Annotated in this window: 13 protein-coding genes and 1 pseudogene; 7 read left to right on the plus strand and 7 right to left on the minus strand. The window is 69.7% G+C overall.

Going from position 1 to position 16,400, the window contains the following annotated elements; translation table 11 throughout:
- The gene (cobN, locus tag MTAB308_RS00145; protein ID WP_077096719.1) at positions 1–3,576 is read left to right on the plus strand and encodes a cobaltochelatase subunit CobN; all 3,576 of its coding nucleotides are present in this window, start codon (positions 1–3) and stop codon (positions 3,574–3,576) included.
- Positions 3,577–3,591: 15 nt separating this feature from the next.
- On the opposite strand, the gene MTAB308_RS00150 is transcribed toward cobN, so the two are convergent.
- The 4 genes from MTAB308_RS00150 to MTAB308_RS00165 are packed head-to-tail and all read right to left on the minus strand — an operon-like array spanning position 3,592 to position 7,445.
- Complete coding sequence (locus MTAB308_RS00150) at positions 3,592–4,395, minus strand: SDR family NAD(P)-dependent oxidoreductase (protein ID WP_077096721.1); 804 nt, start codon at positions 4,393–4,395, stop codon at positions 3,592–3,594.
- A 32-nt stretch (positions 4,396–4,427) separates the two neighbouring features.
- The gene (locus MTAB308_RS00155; protein WP_077096724.1) at positions 4,428–5,084 is read right to left on the minus strand and encodes a TetR/AcrR family transcriptional regulator; all 657 of its coding nucleotides are present in this window, start codon (positions 5,082–5,084) and stop codon (positions 4,428–4,430) included.
- The gene (locus MTAB308_RS00160) at positions 5,071–6,216 is read right to left on the minus strand and encodes a sulfotransferase family protein (RefSeq protein ID WP_077096726.1); all 1,146 of its coding nucleotides are present in this window, start codon (positions 6,214–6,216) and stop codon (positions 5,071–5,073) included. Before MTAB308_RS00160 ends, MTAB308_RS00155 begins: the two co-directional genes overlap by 14 nt.
- The gene (locus tag MTAB308_RS00165; protein ID WP_077096728.1) at positions 6,213–7,445 is read right to left on the minus strand and encodes a DUF1214 domain-containing protein; all 1,233 of its coding nucleotides are present in this window, start codon (positions 7,443–7,445) and stop codon (positions 6,213–6,215) included. The genes MTAB308_RS00160 and MTAB308_RS00165 overlap by 4 nt, the downstream gene beginning before the upstream one ends.
- A 210-nt stretch (positions 7,446–7,655) precedes the next feature.
- Between MTAB308_RS00165 and MTAB308_RS00170 the strand changes: the two genes are divergently transcribed.
- Both MTAB308_RS00170 and MTAB308_RS00175 read left to right on the plus strand, forming a co-directional pair.
- Positions 7,656–8,042, plus strand: coding sequence for a PPOX class F420-dependent oxidoreductase (locus tag MTAB308_RS00170; RefSeq protein ID WP_077096730.1), 387 nt, complete (start codon positions 7,656–7,658; stop codon positions 8,040–8,042).
- 5 nt (positions 8,043–8,047) lie between these two features.
- On the plus strand, positions 8,048–8,902 hold the full coding sequence (locus MTAB308_RS00175) for a type 1 glutamine amidotransferase domain-containing protein (protein ID WP_077096732.1): 855 nt from the start codon (positions 8,048–8,050) through the stop codon (positions 8,900–8,902).
- Positions 8,903–8,913: 11 nt separating this feature from the next.
- Here the strand turns inward: MTAB308_RS00175 and MTAB308_RS00180 are convergent, their stop codons facing one another.
- Together MTAB308_RS00180 and MTAB308_RS00185 are read right to left on the minus strand one after the other, a co-directional pair.
- Complete coding sequence (locus MTAB308_RS00180; protein ID WP_077096735.1) at positions 8,914–9,531, minus strand: hypothetical protein; 618 nt, start codon at positions 9,529–9,531, stop codon at positions 8,914–8,916.
- Between the two features lie 23 nt (positions 9,532–9,554).
- On the minus strand, positions 9,555–10,262 hold the full coding sequence (locus MTAB308_RS00185; protein WP_077096737.1) for a dienelactone hydrolase family protein: 708 nt from the start codon (positions 10,260–10,262) through the stop codon (positions 9,555–9,557).
- Between the two features lie 73 nt (positions 10,263–10,335).
- Here MTAB308_RS00185 and MTAB308_RS00190 point away from each other — a divergent pair, with 73 nt between their 5' ends.
- From MTAB308_RS00190 to lnt, 3 genes and pseudogenes are all read left to right on the plus strand, one after another.
- Positions 10,336–10,866 carry an FxsA family protein gene (locus MTAB308_RS00190; protein ID WP_077096739.1) on the plus strand — a complete coding sequence of 177 codons (531 nt, stop codon included), beginning with the start codon at positions 10,336–10,338 and terminating at the stop codon, positions 10,864–10,866.
- Between the two features lie 177 nt (positions 10,867–11,043).
- Positions 11,044–12,576, plus strand: coding sequence for an amidohydrolase (locus MTAB308_RS00195; RefSeq protein WP_077097376.1), 1,533 nt, complete (start codon positions 11,044–11,046; stop codon positions 12,574–12,576).
- A pseudogene (gene lnt, locus MTAB308_RS00200) lies at positions 12,569–15,404 on the plus strand (apolipoprotein N-acyltransferase). The gene MTAB308_RS00195 and the pseudogene lnt overlap by 8 nt, the downstream one beginning before the upstream one ends.
- Here lnt and rbpA read toward each other — a convergent pair.
- Entirely contained in the window at positions 15,382–15,717 is a 336-nt protein-coding gene (rbpA, locus tag MTAB308_RS00210; protein ID WP_077096745.1) for an RNA polymerase-binding protein RbpA, read from the minus strand. The pseudogene lnt and the gene rbpA overlap by 23 nt on opposite strands.
- Positions 15,718–15,889: 172 nt before the next feature.
- Between rbpA and MTAB308_RS29400 the strand changes: the two genes are divergently transcribed.
- The gene (locus MTAB308_RS29400) at positions 15,890–16,252 is read left to right on the plus strand and encodes a hypothetical protein (protein WP_077096747.1); all 363 of its coding nucleotides are present in this window, start codon (positions 15,890–15,892) and stop codon (positions 16,250–16,252) included.
- The last annotated feature ends 148 nt before the right edge of the window (positions 16,253–16,400 follow it).

Genomic DNA, 16,400 nt, shown 5'->3' on the forward strand with positions numbered 1-16,400 from the left:
GTGGCTGAGCCGACCATCCTGCTGCTGTCGACGTCCGACACGGACCTGATCAGCGCCCGTTCCAGCGGCAAAAACTATCGGTGGGCCAACCCGTCGCGGCTGTCCGACGAGGAATTGCCCGACCTGCTCGCCGGCGCAGAGATCGTCGTCGTGCGGATCCTCGGCGGCTATCGCGCCTGGCAGGACGGAATCGACGCGGTGATCGCCAGCGGGATCCCGACGGTGCTCGTCAGCGGCGAGCAGGCCGCCGACGCCGAGCTGACCGGCCTGTCCACGCTGGCGGCCGGCATCGCGGTGCAGGCGCACATCTATCTGGCCCACGGCGGCGTGGACAACCTGCGCCAGCTGCACGCCTTCCTCTCCGACACGGTGCTGATGACCGGGTTCGGGTTCACCCCGCCGGTGGTGACGCCGACCTGGGGAGAGCTGCATCGGCCCGACGCCCAAGACAGCGAAGGCCCCACCGTCGCGGTGCTCTACTACCGCGCGCAGCACCTCGCCGGCAACACCGCCTACATCGAATCGCTCTGCCGGGCCATCGAGGACGCCGGCGGGCGGGCGCTGCCCGTCTATTGCGCCTCGCTGCGCACGGCCGAACCCGAGCTGCTGCACCGACTCGGCGAGGCCGACGCCATGGTGGTCACCGTGCTGGCCGCCGGGGGACTCCGACCGGCGACCGCTGCCGCCGGCGGTCAGGATGACAGCTGGAACGTCGAACACCTTGCGGCCCTGGATATCCCGATCCTGCAGGGCCTGTGCCTGACGAGCCCGCGCGAGCAATGGCGGGACAACGACGACGGCCTGAGCCCGCTCGACGTCGCCAGCCAGGTCGCGGTGCCCGAGTTCGACGGCCGCATCATCACGGTCCCGTTCTCATTCAAGGAGATTGATGACGACGGGCTGATCTCCTACGCCGCCGACCCGGAACGTTGCGCGCGCGTCGCGGGCCTGGCGCTGCGGCACGCGCGCCTGCGGCACGTCGCTCCCGCCGACAAGCGTGTGGCACTGGTCTTTTCGGCCTACCCGACCAAGCACGCCCGCATCGGCAACGCGGTCGGGCTGGACACGCCGGCCAGCGCGGTGGCGCTGCTGCGGGCGATGCGCGAACGCGGCTATCGGGTGGGTGATCTGCCCGGGGTGGAAGCCGAGGACGGCGACGCCCTGATCCACGCGCTGATCGAACGCGGCGGCCAAGACCCCGACTGGCTCACCGACGGCCAACTGGCCGGCAACCCGATCCGGGTGTCCGCCAAGGACTATCGCGCCTGGTTTGCGACCCTGCCCGCCGAACTCACCGATGTCGTGGTCAAGCATTGGGGCGCGCCGCCCGGCGACCTGTTCGTCGACCGCACACACGACCCCGACGGCGAGATCGTCATCGCCGCAATGCAAGCGGACAACCTGGTCCTGATGGTGCAGCCGCCCCGCGGCTTCGGCGAAAACCCGGTCGCCATCTACCATGACCCGGACCTGCCGCCCAGCCACCACTACCTGGCCGCCTACCACTGGCTGGATGCCGGGTTTCACGCCGACGCCGTCGTGCACCTCGGTAAGCACGGCAACCTCGAATGGCTGCCCGGCAAGACGCTGGGCATGTCAGCGGCCTGCGCACCCGATGCCGCGTTGGGCAACCTGCCGCTGATCTACCCGTTTTTGGTCAACGACCCCGGCGAGGGCACCCAGGCCAAGCGGCGGGCGCACGCCGTGCTCGTCGACCATCTCATCCCGCCCATGGCGCGCGCCGAATCCTACGGCGACATAGCACGTTTGGAGCAACTGCTCGACGAGCACGCGAACGTGGCCGCGCTGGATCCAGGCAAGTTGCCCGCCATCCGCCAGCAGATCTGGACGCTGATCCGCGCCGCCAAGATGGACCACGACCTGGGGCTGTCCGAACGGCCCCCCGAGGACGCGTTCGACGACATGATCCTGCACGTCGATGGGTGGCTCTGCGAGATCAAGGACGTGCAGATCCGCGACGGGCTGCACGTCCTCGGCCAAAAGCCCACGGGCGAGGCCGAACTCGACCTCGTGCTGGCCATCCTGCGGGCGCGCCAGCTGTTCGGTGGCGAGCAGACCATTCCCGGCCTGCGGCAGGCCCTGGGCCTGGCCGAGGACGGCACCGACGAACGCTCGGCGGTCGACCGCGCCGAGGCGACGGCCCGGGGGCTGGTCGGCGCGCTGCAGGCCAGCGGCTGGGATGCGGACACCGCCGATCGGATCACCGACGACGCCGACGTCGCGGCGGTGCTGCGGTTCGCGGCCACCGAGGTGGTGCCCCGGCTGGCCGGCAGCGCCGCCGAAATCGACCAGGTGCTGCGGGCTTTGAATGGCCGGTTCATTCCCTCCGGCCCGTCGGGGTCGCCGCTGCGCGGCCTGGTCAACGTGCTGCCCACCGGGCGCAACTTCTACTCCGTCGACCCCAAGGCGGTGCCGTCCCGGCTGGCGTGGGAAGCCGGTGTGGCCCTGGCGGATTCGCTGCTGAGCCGGTACCGCACCGACCACGGGCGGTGGCCGCAATCGGTGGGACTGTCGGTGTGGGGCACCTCGGCGATGCGCACCGCCGGCGACGACATCGCCGAAGTCCTTGCTCTGCTGGGCGTCCGGCCGGTCTGGGACGACGCGTCGCGGCGCGTCGTGGGCCTGACGCCGATTCCGCCGGCCGAGCTGGGCCGCCCCCGCATCGACGTCACGGTGCGCATTTCGGGCTTCTTCCGCGACGCCTTCCCGCACGTCGTCACCATGCTCGACGACGCGGTGCGATTGGTCGCCGATCTCGACGAACCCGCCGAGGACAACTACGTGCGCGCGCACGCCCAGGCCGACCTGGCCCAGCACGGCGACCAACGCCGCTCCACCACCAGGATCTTCGGGTCCAAGCCGGGGACCTACGGCGCCGGGCTGCTGCAATTGATCGACAGCCGCAACTGGCGCGACGACGCCGACCTCGCGCAGGTATACACCGCCTGGGGCGGTTTCGCGTACGGGCGCGGCCTGGACGGGCGCGAGGCCGTCGACGACATGAACCGCCAGTACCGGCGGATTGCGGTGGCCGCCAAGAACACCGACACCCGCGAGCACGACATCGCCGACTCCGACGACTACTTCCAGTACCACGGCGGCATGGTCGCCACGGTGCGCGCGCTGACCGGCCAGGCGCCCGCCGCCTACATCGGCGACAACACCCGGCCCGACGCGATCCGCACCCGCACGCTGTCCGAGGAGACCACCCGGGTGTTTCGCGCCCGCGTGGTCAACCCGCGCTGGATGGCGGCGATGCGCCGGCACGGCTACAAGGGTGCGTTCGAGATGGCGGCCACCGTGGACTACCTGTTCGGGTACGACGCGACCGCGGGGGTGATGGCCGACTGGATGTACGAGCAGCTGACCGAGCGCTACGTGCTGGATCCCGAGAACCGCAAGTTCATGGCCGAATCCAACCCCTGGGCGCTGCACGGCATGGCCGAACGGCTGCTGGAGGCCGCCGGCCGCGGCATGTGGGCGCAGCCGCAGCCGGAAACCCTCGACGGCTTGCGCCAAGCCCTGCTGGACACCGAGGGCGACCTGGAGGGCTAGTTCCGTTGCTCGCCGCTAAATGAAATCCGACCCGCCGTCCACGTTGACCGTGGCGCCGGTGACGTAACCGTTGCGCCGCGACGCCAGGTAGGCGGTAATGGAGGCTACCTCTTCGGGGAGCCCGGCGCGGCCCAGGTCGCAGGGCTGGTGGAAGTTGTTGTCGATCCAGGTCATGACGTCGACCGGATTGGTGGCGTCGAGGCCGTCGGCGGCGAGGATGTCTTTGAGCACTTCGGTGAAGCTGGCGGTCACAATGGTTCCGGGACAGACGCAATTGACCAGAATGCCGTCCTTGGCAAGACTTTTGGACAAGTTCTTGGTGATGCTGGCCAACGCCGCCTTCGACGCCGTGTAGGCGACGATGCGCGGGTTTTGACGCTGAATCGAGTGCGCGGACAGCGTCACGATGCGGGCCCAATCCGCGGAGCGCAACAATGGCAACGAGGCGCGGATCGACCGCACAGCCGACATCGTGCCGAGCGTGAACGCTTCGTCCCATTGCGTGTCGTCCATCTGCTCGAAATAGCCGTCGCCCGGCCCGATCGTATGAACGAGGCTGTTGAGTTGGCCCCAACGCTCCGAGACGTTGGCGAAGCCATCGGCGATCGACTGGGCATTGGCCATATCCACGCTGATCCCGACGGCATCCGGGGCGCCCGCCTCGCGCAGCGAAAGCACGGCGGCGTCGAGCGCTTCCCGGCTTCTGGCCATCACCGCCACGCGGGCTCCCTCGGCCGCAAGGGTTTCGGCGATAGCCAGCCCCATACCCTTGCTGCCGCCCGTGACCACGGCCGTCGATCCCGCGAAACCCAGGTCCATGCGCGTCTCCCATCTGGTTGGTGTGTGACTGGTCAAACCTCTGCGATGGCTTGCGCCGTCACGCCCAGCCCGCCCAGGCAGAAGCGAAGGATGCGTGCGCGGACGTTGTCGCGGTCGCAATCGCCGGTCGCCCATTGCCGTTCGATGCCCGCCCACACCACCGCATGGATAGCTTGCGCGTCGGCCACCGGATCGATGTGATGGAACACCCCCTCGTCCAGCCCGCGTTGCAAAGCTGCACCCAGCGGCTTGAGCAACTGCTCGTACGCCGGCTGGACCAGGCTGGGGGAGGCGAACATCTGCGATTGAGCCTCCAGCGATACGCGGCGCAAATCTGATCTGATGCTGTCGTCGAATGCCAAGTCGAGTCGTCCATCGATCCACGCCGCGACCGCGCCGATCTCGGTGGTGGCTAAAGCCATTCGGCGTCGTAGTCGCCGCTCCTCGACGCGCGCCATTTCAAGGAGGAGCGCGGCCACCAGTTCGTCTTTGGAGCCGAAATGCCGATAGAACGCGCGGGTGCCCACTGCCGCTTCGTCGAGAACCGCGGCGATGCTGAGGCCTTGAAAGCCCTGCTCGCGCAGTGTCTTTGCCGCGGCGGCCAGGAGCTCGCGGCGCACCGCTGGGTCGGGGGCCAGCTTGTCGCGCCGCCGCGTGCGACGACCGCCGAGGGGATCAGGCGGTTGCATCGTAGGTGGCGAGGTAGTCGGCGAACCGCTCCCGAACACCGTCGGGCGTGAGGCCGTAGTCGGCCAGGTCGTATTCGTGGGTACCGCGTGAACCAGGGCGATGTCCCTGAGCCCATCGCGTGACCGACTGCAAGGTGGCGTCGGTGAAGCTCAGACCCAAAGATTCGTAGCTGGTTTGCAGGGCGCGTACCGGATCGGTTTGCAAATCGGCGAAGGAAACGTCGGCGAACCGCTCGTCGCCGTGCCGGGTGCGGAAATCCATGGCGCGCCGTACAGCTTCAACCCAGCTGTCGACCTGCTCCGCGCCGAGTTCCCTGGCGTCGTTGCGGTCGCTACTCCAGCTGCGCACGTACTGGATCAGACTGCAGACTGAGGCCATCACCCTGGCCGGATCACGGTGGCTCCAGAGGAATTTGGCGTTCGGGTAGGCCTCGACGAGCGCGTCGAGGGCAAACATGTGCACGGGTGTCTTGAGGTGCCACAGGCTCGGTGGGCAGTGCCACTGCAGCAGCTTGAGCACTCGCCGGTGGAATGTGTACGTCTCGCGCATGTCGCAATCCATCAGCCATGCCAGGTATTCGGGTGCGCGGACGGCGCCGTCGAAATGGAAGGTACGAAAGCTCATTCCCATCAGGTCCTGGCATTCGGTCGGAGCCGTCGGCTCGGAGTTGTGCATCGTTCTCATCAGCGGGAACATCTCGTCGAGCATCTTCAGTCCGGCCTCGGCCTGCGCGATTCGCGGGTCGGTGTGCTCGGTGGCGGCCTCCGGCGGCGGGGTCGGTGCTTGGGATTCCCACATGCGCAACGACCGGAACTGGGGGTCGGCGGCCACCAGTTGGCTCAGCGCGGTGGTCCCGGTGCGGGGTAATCCGATGACGAACACCGGTCCGCCGACTACCTGGTCGTCGATCTCGGGGTGCTGAGCGTAGGCGGCCTCGATCTTGAGGCGTTGGATCAGGGCGTTGCTGATGGTGGCGTGCTGGATGACGCGGCCCATGTCGTTGAGGTCGGCCTCGGTGTTCAACGCCGCAACGATGCGTTCGAGGCCCTCGCGATAGTAGGGCGAACCGAAATCATCGAGACCGGTTGCGGCGCAAGCGCCCTCCTCCAACTCGTCTGCGTCGAACGTCATCGTCCGAACCTTTCGTGCACAGCGCGGCGGCGCGCCGCGAGGATGGATTTCCGCTGTTCGGGGCTGACCATCGCGGTGTCCGAAGGCAATTCCGCCCGAATGTCGCCGACGGGCACGACCCGCGTCGTCGGTGTCGGCGCCGTGTTGGTGCGCACGCAGCGCAGGATGATGGGACCGTTGCTGTGGCCGGCGGTGTCGAGCCAATTCGCGACCCCGGGATCCTGCGCACTCAACACCATTCGGACGAGGCCGTCGGGATCCACCACGGCCTGATGGCCGTTCAGGCTGGATTGGTGGCGCCCGTAGTGAATGGTTTCCCACCACGGATTGCCGACCGAAAAGCTCCAGTAAATCCCTTCCGGCGGTTGCACTTCGACGATGAGTGCCTCGCCCGGGAGCAGCTCCCACCGGCCGATCACCGGCCTGTTCTCTGCGGCGGCTCCGATATCGGTGCGGTCGATGGGTGGCAGGAACCCGTTCGACGGGGCCGCCGCGCCGAACTGCAAAAAGAACGCCAGGTTGTCCTGGACGAAGTCGCCGAGGGCGACCAGTTGCCTCCCTACCGCCCGGTCCGTATCGACCGGACGGCTGGTCGCTTTCACCGCGCGGCCGAGCCGCTCGATGCGCAGCGAAGACGCCACCTCGGTGTCCCAGTCGTAGAAGAAGTGCCGCACCGTCAGCGTGGGATGCTCGCCGTCGATGCGCATCCAATTGCCCTTTCGCCCCGTCTGTTCGGAGGCTGACAGCACCACTTCGAAGTTTCCGTCGGCATCCACCTCGAGCTCGTCGACCAGTTCGTTCGCCGTTGCCGCGATGCCGTTCATCGTCTGTAATCCGACGTAGCGGGCGGTGCCGCGATTGCCGAACAGTCGGTAACTTTCCCCGCCGCGCAGCACGGCGCGGGCGTAAACGCAGTCCGGACACTCCATTCCCCAAGTCACGACGTCATCGGTGCTCGTCCGTCGCACCGCCAGGATCGGATCCGGATCGAAGCGCAACACCTCGTCGATACCCGCGGTGAGCAAGACCAGCAGATGCCGGAGCCCGGCGGCGAGATCGACTCGATTTCGGCTGGCCGGCTCGGATTCCACGGAGCGCCCGGCCTCGCGAAGCCTTTCGATGAGATACGACCAGGCCTGTGCCAGGTCGACGTCGCCGCGGTCCCCGGATAGCGCCGCTTCGGCAATGGAGAACGGCAACCACGCCGTTGGCTTCCTCGGGTCGCTCACGTTGTCCCCGCTTCGGTCGGCGTCACGACGCCCTTTAAGTGAAAACCTGATTTACGGTTAAGGTCCGCTGACTATCGCAGTTAACGGAGGCGAATGTCAACGCCGAGCCCGCCGAGCAGACGCAGAATTGCGTCACGGGGGCCCTTCCCGTGCGGCTTTGTGCCTGCTCGCGACCGGGAGGGCCCCCAGCTCGCGAGGTAGGCTCACACCGTGACGCCCACCTTCGCCGACCTCGCCAAGGCGCAGTACATCCTGCTGACCACCTTCACCAAGGACGGCAGGCCGAAGCCCGTTCCCCTCTGGGCCGCGGCCGACGGCGACCGGTTGCTCGTCATCACCGAAGCAAAATCGTGGAAGGTCAAGCGGATCCGCAACACGCCCCGGGTGACGCTGGCCACCTGCACCGTGCGCGGCCGCCCGACCAGCGAGGCCGTCGAGGGCACCGCGGCCATCCTCGACAAGTCGGAAACCGCCGCCGTCTACGACGCGATCGGGCGGCGGTACGGCATCATGGGCAAGGTCTTCAATTTCGCCAGCAAGCTGCGCGGGGGCATGCAGAACAACGTCGGCCTCGCGCTGAAAGTGGTCTCCAGCTAACACAAATGGGCACCGTGCTGATCCCGATCCCGGATCGCGACTTCGACCCGACCGAGGTCGCCGTCAGCTGGCGCGTGCTCACCCACGGCGGGCATCGGGTGGTCTTCGCCACCGAAAGCGGCACCCCCGGCGTCGCCGACGACATCATGGTGACCGGTCGCGGACTCGACATCTGGTCGGCGCTGCCCGTGCTGGGCGCCGTGCCGCTCGTCGGGCTGGCATTGCGGGCCAACAAGGACGGGCGCCGCGCGTATCGGGACATGGTGGCATCGACCGAATACCGGCATCCGGTCAGCTGGTCGCAGGCCGGGCTCGACGGGATCGACGCGTTGCTGCTGCCGGGCGGCCATCGCGCCCGCGGGATGCGCAGCTACGTCGACAGCGGCATACTCCAACGGCTCGTGGTGGACGCTTTTGCCCGCGGGCTGGTCGTGGCCGCGATCTGTCACGGCGTGCTGCTTGCCGCGCGCAGCATCGATCCCGCCACCGGTCGTTCGGTGCTGTACGGGCGCAAGACGACGGCGCTGACCTGGGCGATGGAGCGCACCGCCTGGAATCTCACCCGCCTCATCCGATTCTGGGATCGCAACTACTACCGCACCTACACCGAGGAGCCGGGCCAGCCCGCCGGGTACATGTCGGTTCAGTCGGAAGTCACTCGCGCCCTTGCGGATCCGGCCGATTTCCGTGACGTGGAACGCGGCTCGCCGCACCGCTGGCTCAAGTCATCGGGGCTGGTGCGTGACACCGCCACCGACTCGCGCCCGGCGTTCGTCGTCGACGACGGCCGCTACGTGTCGGCACGCTGGCCCGGTGACACGCACACCTTCGCGACGGTCGTATCGCGGAAGCTGCAGTGACGCAGCGGTTTTCAGTGCTGCGTCAGGATCCCGTAGCGCTGCCACCACTGGTACAGGCTGTCGAGGTTCGGCCCGCCGTTGACGGTGGCCAACAGCAGCTGGGCGTCGCGGGTCCAGGCGATGTTGGCGCGGTCCGCGATGCTGCCGCACACCACCTTGCCGCCGATCTGGTTGGCGTTGGGTCCGTAACTCCAGGTGCCGGGCAACGGGAAGGTGTCGTCGGCCGGGCACGGTGAGACCAGCATGCCGCTCGCCGTCGTCTGGAAATCGCCGGTCAGCGCGTCCAGGTCGTCGTAGAGGGTGAAGCGCGCGTAGGTCGGGGTGCCCGAGTCGGTGCTTTGGCTGCAGTCCAGGCTGGCGACGGCGGTCGGGAACGGGTCGGTGGCGCGCGCGCACGCGGCGGCGCTGTAGCCCGGCGGCAGCAAACCCACGATCCGTTGCTCGGACGGGTTGAAGGTCGTCGCCGAACCGGCCTGGGAAGCAACCGTTCTCGCGGCGTCCCGGGTGGGCGCACGGGCGTCCCGGTCGGAGAGGGCCACGCGTCCGACGCCGATCAGGACCGCAAGCACAACCAGGCTTGCGCCGACTCCCACCCACACGGCGCGCCGCCGAATCGCCAACCCGCGCATCGTCGTACCTTAAGGCCGGCGGGCTACGTCGCCGCCCCGGCCGCCAGGTGTTCGCCGAAGAACGCGAAGACGCGGTTCCATGCGTCGTCGGTGGCGGCCTGGTCGTAGCCGAAACCCGTGATGCGAAGCAACGGTTGGGCGGGAAGGGTGTTGGCGAAGCTGTGCCCGACTCCGGGGTAGACCTTGGTGTCGGTGGTGATGTGCTTGGCCTCGGTCACCTCCCGGAATTTCTCCGGCGCGCCGCGGCCCAGCGGGTCGCGGCCGCCGAAGCTCGCGACGATCGGGCATGCCCCGTCCAGGGTCTTGTCGAGGTTGCGCGGCAGGGGAGTTCCGTAGAACGGCGCCGAGGCGCCAAAACCCTTGGGCGACATGACAAGGGCGAAGTGGCCGCCCATGCAGAAGCCCGCGATGCCGACCTGCCCCGAGCACTCGGGCATCGCCTTGAGGTAATCGCGCGCCGCCAGGATGTCGTTCAGGGCGCGGCCCCGCTGCGCCTGCATCTCCCGCATGACCCGGGTGATGCAGCGGATGCGGCCACCGCGGGCGTACATGTTCGGGGTGAGGGCCACGTACCCGCCGCGGGCGATGCGCGCGTTGGTCGCCTGCTTGTCCCGGCCATAGCCGAACGCGTCGTGGATCACCACCACGCCTGGCCACGGGCCTTGTCCCTGCGGGACGTCCAGCAGCGCGTCGATCGGTCCGTCGGGCGTGTCGATCTCAATCGTTGTCATAGCGTCATCTAACTGCAGCCGGGACGGACGCCACCAGGGGAACTCGGAGGCCGCCCGCGGACGTTTCCGTGACATGTTGTCGCGGCTGTTGTTAATTTACGCCGTCGTCGAGTTGGCGGCGGTCATCGCCCTGGTCTCGACGGTCGGGTGGGGCTGGACGCTGCTGGTGCTGCTGGCCACCTTCCTGCTCGGGTGGGGTGTGCTGGCGCCGATGGCGGGTTCGCAGCTCGTCCGCCAGATCCGGCAGTTGCGCACGGACCCGGGCGCGGTGAGCGAGGGGACGATGGTCACGCTGGCCACCGTCCTGATCCTGGTCCCGGGGCTGGTGACCACGGCGTTGGGGCTGTTGCTCCTGGTTCCGCGAATCCGCTCGCTCGCCCGCCCCGGCTTGACCGCGCTCGGGGTGCGCGGTTTGCGGCGGCGGATGCCGCTGATCACCGACGCGAGGCTGTTCGGCGCCGACGCCCGCCGGGGCTATCCGGGCGACGACTCGCATCCCGCCGACTACATCGACGGCGAGGTCGTCGACGTGCGCGAGTTCCGGCCACCCGCCCTGCCGAACGAGATGCGCGGGGGATTCCCCGGGCACCCGGGGTGGGATTAGCCCGTTGGCGGCGACCGCTTCGACCGGCGGCCCCGCCCCCGCGATCGCCGTGACCGCGACGCCGGTCGCTGCACGTAGTTTTGGCCTGTGACATCTGCCGATCGTCAGCCCGGCGCGCCCACCACGCTGCTGGTCAATGGCCGGGTGCACAGCCCGACCCACCCCGACGCGACCGCGATGGCCGTGCGCGATGGCGTCATCGCCTGGCTGGGCACCGACGACGTCGGGCGCGGCCAGTTCCCGGGCGCCCAGGTGGAGGACCTGGACGGCGGCTTCGTGGCGCCGGGATTCGTGGACAGCCACATCCACCTGACCGCGACCGGCCTCACGCTCAGCGGCCTGGACCTGCGCACCGCCACGTCGCGCGCCCAGTGCATCCGGATGGTCGCCGACTACGCCGCGGCCCACCCCGGGCAACCGGTCTGGGGGCACGGCTGGGACGAATCGTCGTGGCCGGAGAACGCCCCGCCGGCCACCGCCGAACTGGATGCGGTGCTCGGCGACCGGCCGGCCTACCTGGCCCGCGTCGACGTCCACTCCGCGCTGGCCTCGACGGCTTTGCGGCGGCTGGTCGCGGACCTGCCGGCGGCGGACGGTTTCACCCCCGAGCGGCCGCTGGTCGGCGACGCGCACCACCTGGTCCGGGCCGTCGCCCGCGACCTGCTGACGCCCGCACAGTTGGCCGAAGCCCGGGCCGCCGCCCTGCAGGCCGCCGCGGCGGCCGGCATCGTCGCGGTGCACGAATGCGCGGGCCCCGAGATCGGCGGGCTCGACGACTGGCTGCGGCTGCGCGAACTCGGGCACGGCGTCGAGGTGATCGGCTACTGGGGTCAAGCGGTGACCACGGCCGCCGAGGCGCGGGCGCTGAGAGACGAGACCGGGGCGCGCGGGTTGGCCGGCGACCTGTTCGTCGACGGCGCGCTCGGGTCGCGCACAGCCTGGCTGCACGAGCCCTACGCCGACGCGCCGGACCGCGTCGGCACCTGCTACCTGGATCCCGAGGCCGTCGAGGCCCATCTGCGTGCGTGCACCGAGGCGGAGGTGACGGCCGGTTTCCACGTGATCGGCGACGCGGCGGTCTCGGCGGCGGTCGCGGCTCTGGAGCGGGTCGTCGCGGACCTTGGGGTCGCCGCCGTCGCGCGCTGCGGGCACCGCCTCGAGCACGTGGAGATGGTCGACGCCGAGCAGGCCGCGAAACTGGGCGCGTGGGGCGTCATCGCCAGCGTGCAGCCCAATTTCGATTCGCTGTGGGGCGGCGCCGACGGCATGTACGGGCGGCGGCTCGGCGCCGAACGAGCCAGGCTGCTCAACCCGCTTGCGCTGTTAGCATCCCAAGGCGTGCCCCTCGCGCTAGGTTCCGACGCCCCGGTAACGGGCCTTGACCCGTGGGCGAGCGTGCGAGCGGCGGTCAATCACCACACCCCTGGCAGCGCGGTGTCGCCGCGGGCCGCATTCGCCGCCGCCACCCGCGGCGGCTGGCGGGCGGCCGGCGTCCGCGACGGGCAGACGGGCACCCTGGTGCCCGGCGCGCCGGCCTCGTACGCCGTGTGGGACGCCGGGACCCTGGACGTCCACGCGCCCCGCGACGCCGTCCAGCGCTGGTCGACCGATCCGCGCTCCCGGGTGCCCGCGTTGCCGCGCTTGGGGCCGTCGGACGCCCTGCCGCGCTGCCGTCGAACCGTCCACCGAGGCGCCGTCGTTCATGGCTAGGGAGTGGTTCGGACGCGAGGAGCGATCCGACCAGGACCCGGAGCCCACGGCGGCCTCCGAGGACCCGATCAGCGAGGAGGCCGAGGCCGACCGCGACGAAGAGCCCCTCGAGGTCCGCGTCGAGCCTGAGGAAGCGGCGCCGGGGCCGGCCCATCGGCTGGGGGCGCTCACCCGTCGTGCGCTGGCGGCGCTGGCGACGGCGACGGCCGCGCGGCTGCCGGGGGCTCGCGCCGCGCTGGTGCCGCGGCTGCCGCGGTTGGTGCTCGCCGCCGGGGGCGGCCTGCTGCTGTTCGCCAGCTTCCCTTCGCTGAACTGGTGGTGGGGCGCCGTCGTCGCCGCCGCGCTGCTGGGGTGGGTGCTCACGCGTCCGGCCACCACAACGGCGGGTGGTTTTGGCTACGGGTTCGTGTTCGGGCTGGCCTGCTATGTCCCGCTGCTGCCGTGGATCAGCTTGCTGGTGGGCGCCGTGCCCTGGCTGGTGCTGGCGACGACGTGCGCCCTCTTTCCCGGTCTCTTCGGCTTGGGCGCCGTCATCGTGCGGCGGTTGCCCGGCTGGCCGGTCTGGTTCGCGCTGGTCTGGGCCGGCCAGGAGTGGCTCAAGTCGGTCTTTCCGTTCGGCGGCTTTCCCTGGGGTGCGGTGGCGTTCGGCCAAGCCCAAGGCCCGTTGTTGCCGTTGGTCCAGCTTGGTGGCGTCGCGCTGCTGTCCACCGCGGTCATGCTGGTGGGGTTCAGCGCCACCGCGATCGCGGTGGAGATCGCCAAGTGGTGGAAAACCGGTCACGCCCCCACGGCCACCGAAGCCCCGGGGCCGCCGCCCGCCGTGGTGCTGCCGGGCCTCTGCATCTGCGTGGTGTTGTTCGCCGCGGTCCTCGTCTGGCCACAGGTGCGGCACGCCGGCGCGGGGGCGGGTGGGGACCCCTCGGTCACCGTCGCGGCGGTGCAGGGCAACGTCCCGCGGCTGGGCCTGGACTTCAACGCGCAGCGCCGCGCGGTGCTCGACAACCACGTGCGGGAGACCCTGCGGCTGGCCGAGGACGTGCGTTCCGGCGTGGCCCCGCAACCCCAGTTCGTGATCTGGCCGGAGGACTCCTCCGACGTCGACCCCCTCACCAACGCCGACGCCGCCGAGCAGGTCGCGCGGGCCGTCGCGGCGATTGGCGCGCCGATATTGATCGGCACGGTGCTCGAGGTGCCCGGCCGCACGCCGGACACCTCCGCCTACACCAACACGGTCATCGTGTGGAACCCGGTCAGCGGGCCGGCCGACCGCCACGACAAGGAAATCGTGCAGCCGTTCGGCGAGTACCTGCCGATGCCGTGGCTGTTCAAGCACCTCTCCGGTTACGCCGACCGGGCCGGTCACATGGTGCCCGGCACGGGCAGCGGGGTGGTGCACATCGCCGGGGTGCCGGTCGGGGTGTCCACCTGCTGGGAGGTCATCTTCGATCGGGCGCCGCGCAAGGCGGTCCTGGGCGGGGCCCAGCTGCTGGCGGTCCCCAGCAACAACGCCACCTTCAACAAGACGATGAGCGAACAACAGCTGGCGTTCGCCAAGGTCCGCGCCGTGGAGCACGACCGCTACGTCGTGGTCGCCGGCACCACCGGGATCAGCGCGGTCATCGCCCCCGACGGCGCGGAGCTGGTGCGCACCGACTTCTTCGAGCCCAGCTACCTCGACATGCAGGTGCGCCTGAAGACCAAGCTGACGCCGGCGACGCGGTGGGCTCCGATCCTGCAGTGGGTTTTGGTGCTGGCGGCCGGAGCGGCCATTCTGGTAGGGATACGGCACAATGGATGGTTCGTGCGTCCGGTTCGCCTGAGGTCCAGGCCCCGCGGTGGATCGGAAGACGCCGGTACGCCCCCGGGCGAACCCCCGCCCGACGAGGGCGACGTCCCGACCGCGCAAGACGCTGCGCCGGACCAGGGCGACGATGACGACACTCCGTCCGACGAGGGCGGGCAACCTGATTTCGGGCAACACAGAGGAGCTACATGACCACCGGCCAGCCGGCGCCCCGGGTCCCGGGCAGCCGTCCCAGCGAGCGCGTCCTGGTGATCATCCCGACGTTCAACGAGCGGGAGAACCTGCCGGTGATCCATCGGCGGCTCAAGGCCGCGTGCCCGGGCGTGTACCTGCTGATCGTCGACGACAACAGCCCCGACGGCACCGGGCAGCTTGCCGACGAGTTCGCGGCGGCCGACCCCGACCGCGTGCATGTGATGCACCGCACCGCGAAAGACGGCCTGGGGGCGGCGTACCTGGCGGGATTCGCCTGGGGTTTGAGCCGGGACTATTCGGTTCTCGTCGAGATGGACGCCGACGGCAGCCACGCGCCCGAACAGCTGCACCTGCTGCTGGATGCCGTCGACGCCGGCGCCGACCTGGCCATCGGTTCGCGCTACGTCGAGGGGGGCGCGGTGCGGAATTGGCCGTGGCGGCGCTGGGCGCTGTCCTGGACGGCCAACACCTACGCGCGGCTGGCGCTGGGCATCGGCGTCCACGACATCACCGCCGGCTACCGGGCCTACCGCCGCGAAGTCCTCGAGACGATTGGTCTCGACGGCGTGGACTCCAAGGGCTATTGCTTCCAGATCGACCTGACCTGGCGCACCGTCTGCAGCGGATTCGTCATCGCCGAGGTGCCGATCACCTTCACCGAACGGGAGCTCGGTGTCTCCAAGATGAGCGGATCGAACATCCGCGAGGCGCTGGTCAAGGTCACCCGCTGGGGCGTCGAGGGGCGAACGAACCGTCCCCGCGCGATCCGGGCCAACAACCGCGGCTAGCGGCGACGGGGGCGCGGGTCAGCCGCGGCGGCGCGACCTGATCAGGTCGAGGCGCTCCTTGAGCAGCTCTTCGAGCTCTTCGACCGTGCGGCGCTCCAGCAGCATGTCCCAGTGGGTACGCGGCGGCTTGACCTTCTTCGGCTCGGGCAGGTCGCCCTCGATGAGGGTGCCCTCCATGCCGTTGCGGCACAGCCAGGTGCCGGGGATGTCGGCGTCATCGGCGAACGGGACCTCGAACTCCTCGCCGTTCTCGGTGCGATACCGCGCGATCTGGCGCGGCGCGAGGTCGTGGTTGCGGTCGGTCTCGTAGCTCACGGCTCCAAGGCGACTGCCTCTCAGAACGCGATCGGCCATGCGTGCTACTCCTTCAGGTCCTGCGGGTCTGCGTTGATATGGGGTGCAATTCTGTTCCGCTTGAGAAAACGATATGACGGTCGGCGTAGTTCCCAGGCCGACACGCGGCGTACGCGACGCGACCCCCAATGATACCGGGGATGCGATAGGCGGCCGACTACAGTCGGCAGGCGTGACCCGCCGCTCCCACCCCCAACCGTGCCGCTGGTGTGGTCGAGACGTGACCGACGCCGGCATGGGCCGCCGCCGCCAGTACTGCCGGCAGTCGTGCCGCCAACGCGCCTATGAGCAACGCGCCTCGCTGACCCGTGGCCTGCATCGGGAGGGGGCGGGGGCCCTGCCCGCCGACGCGGTGGTGCTGTCGGCCGAGGACGCAGCCGACCTGTCCGACCGCGTCTACCAGGTGCGATGCGCCGCCGAGGACGTCGCCACCGCGCTGGACGAGGGGGCCGGGGCGAGGGAACTGCGCGACCTGTGCGACGTGTTGGTCCGGGCCGCCCGAGCCGCCGACGGATGGCGCCGAGCGGCCGTCTAACCCGGTTTGACCACCAGCGATGGGCAGCCGAGTACAGTCGCGCCATGGGCGGCGGACCAGCCGTACTCGGGCGTACCAGCGAAGCCGGTCCCCTCTAGCAGCCGGGAGTGTCGGACGTTTTTGAAATCGTGCCGGAGTTGGCCATACT

Origin of the sequence: Mycobacterium terramassiliense, assembly GCF_900157385.1 — a bacterium.
GTDB classification, from domain to species: domain Bacteria; phylum Actinomycetota; class Actinomycetes; order Mycobacteriales; family Mycobacteriaceae; genus Mycobacterium; species Mycobacterium terramassiliense.

Excerpts from the sequence above, each read along its gene's own strand:
- MTAB308_RS00150 (WP_077096721.1), bottom strand. The coding sequence starts at position 4,395 with ATGGACCTGGGTTTCGCGGGATCGACGGCCGTGGTCACGGGCGGCAGC.
- MTAB308_RS00155 (WP_077096724.1), bottom strand. The coding sequence starts at position 5,084 with ATGCAACCGCCTGATCCCCTCGGCGGTCGTCGCACGCGGCGGCGCGAC.
- MTAB308_RS00160 (WP_077096726.1), bottom strand. The coding sequence starts at position 6,216 with ATGACGTTCGACGCAGACGAGTTGGAGGAGGGCGCTTGCGCCGCAACC.
- MTAB308_RS00175 (WP_077096732.1), top strand. The coding sequence starts at position 8,048 with ATGGGCACCGTGCTGATCCCGATCCCGGATCGCGACTTCGACCCGACC.
- MTAB308_RS00180 (WP_077096735.1), bottom strand. The coding sequence starts at position 9,531 with ATGCGCGGGTTGGCGATTCGGCGGCGCGCCGTGTGGGTGGGAGTCGGC.
- MTAB308_RS00185 (WP_077096737.1), bottom strand. The coding sequence starts at position 10,262 with ATGACAACGATTGAGATCGACACGCCCGACGGACCGATCGACGCGCTG.
- MTAB308_RS00190 (WP_077096739.1), top strand. The coding sequence starts at position 10,336 with ATGTTGTCGCGGCTGTTGTTAATTTACGCCGTCGTCGAGTTGGCGGCG.
- MTAB308_RS00195 (WP_077097376.1), top strand. The coding sequence starts at position 11,044 with ATGGCCGTGCGCGATGGCGTCATCGCCTGGCTGGGCACCGACGACGTC.
- rbpA (WP_077096745.1), bottom strand. The coding sequence starts at position 15,717 with ATGGCCGATCGCGTTCTGAGAGGCAGTCGCCTTGGAGCCGTGAGCTAC.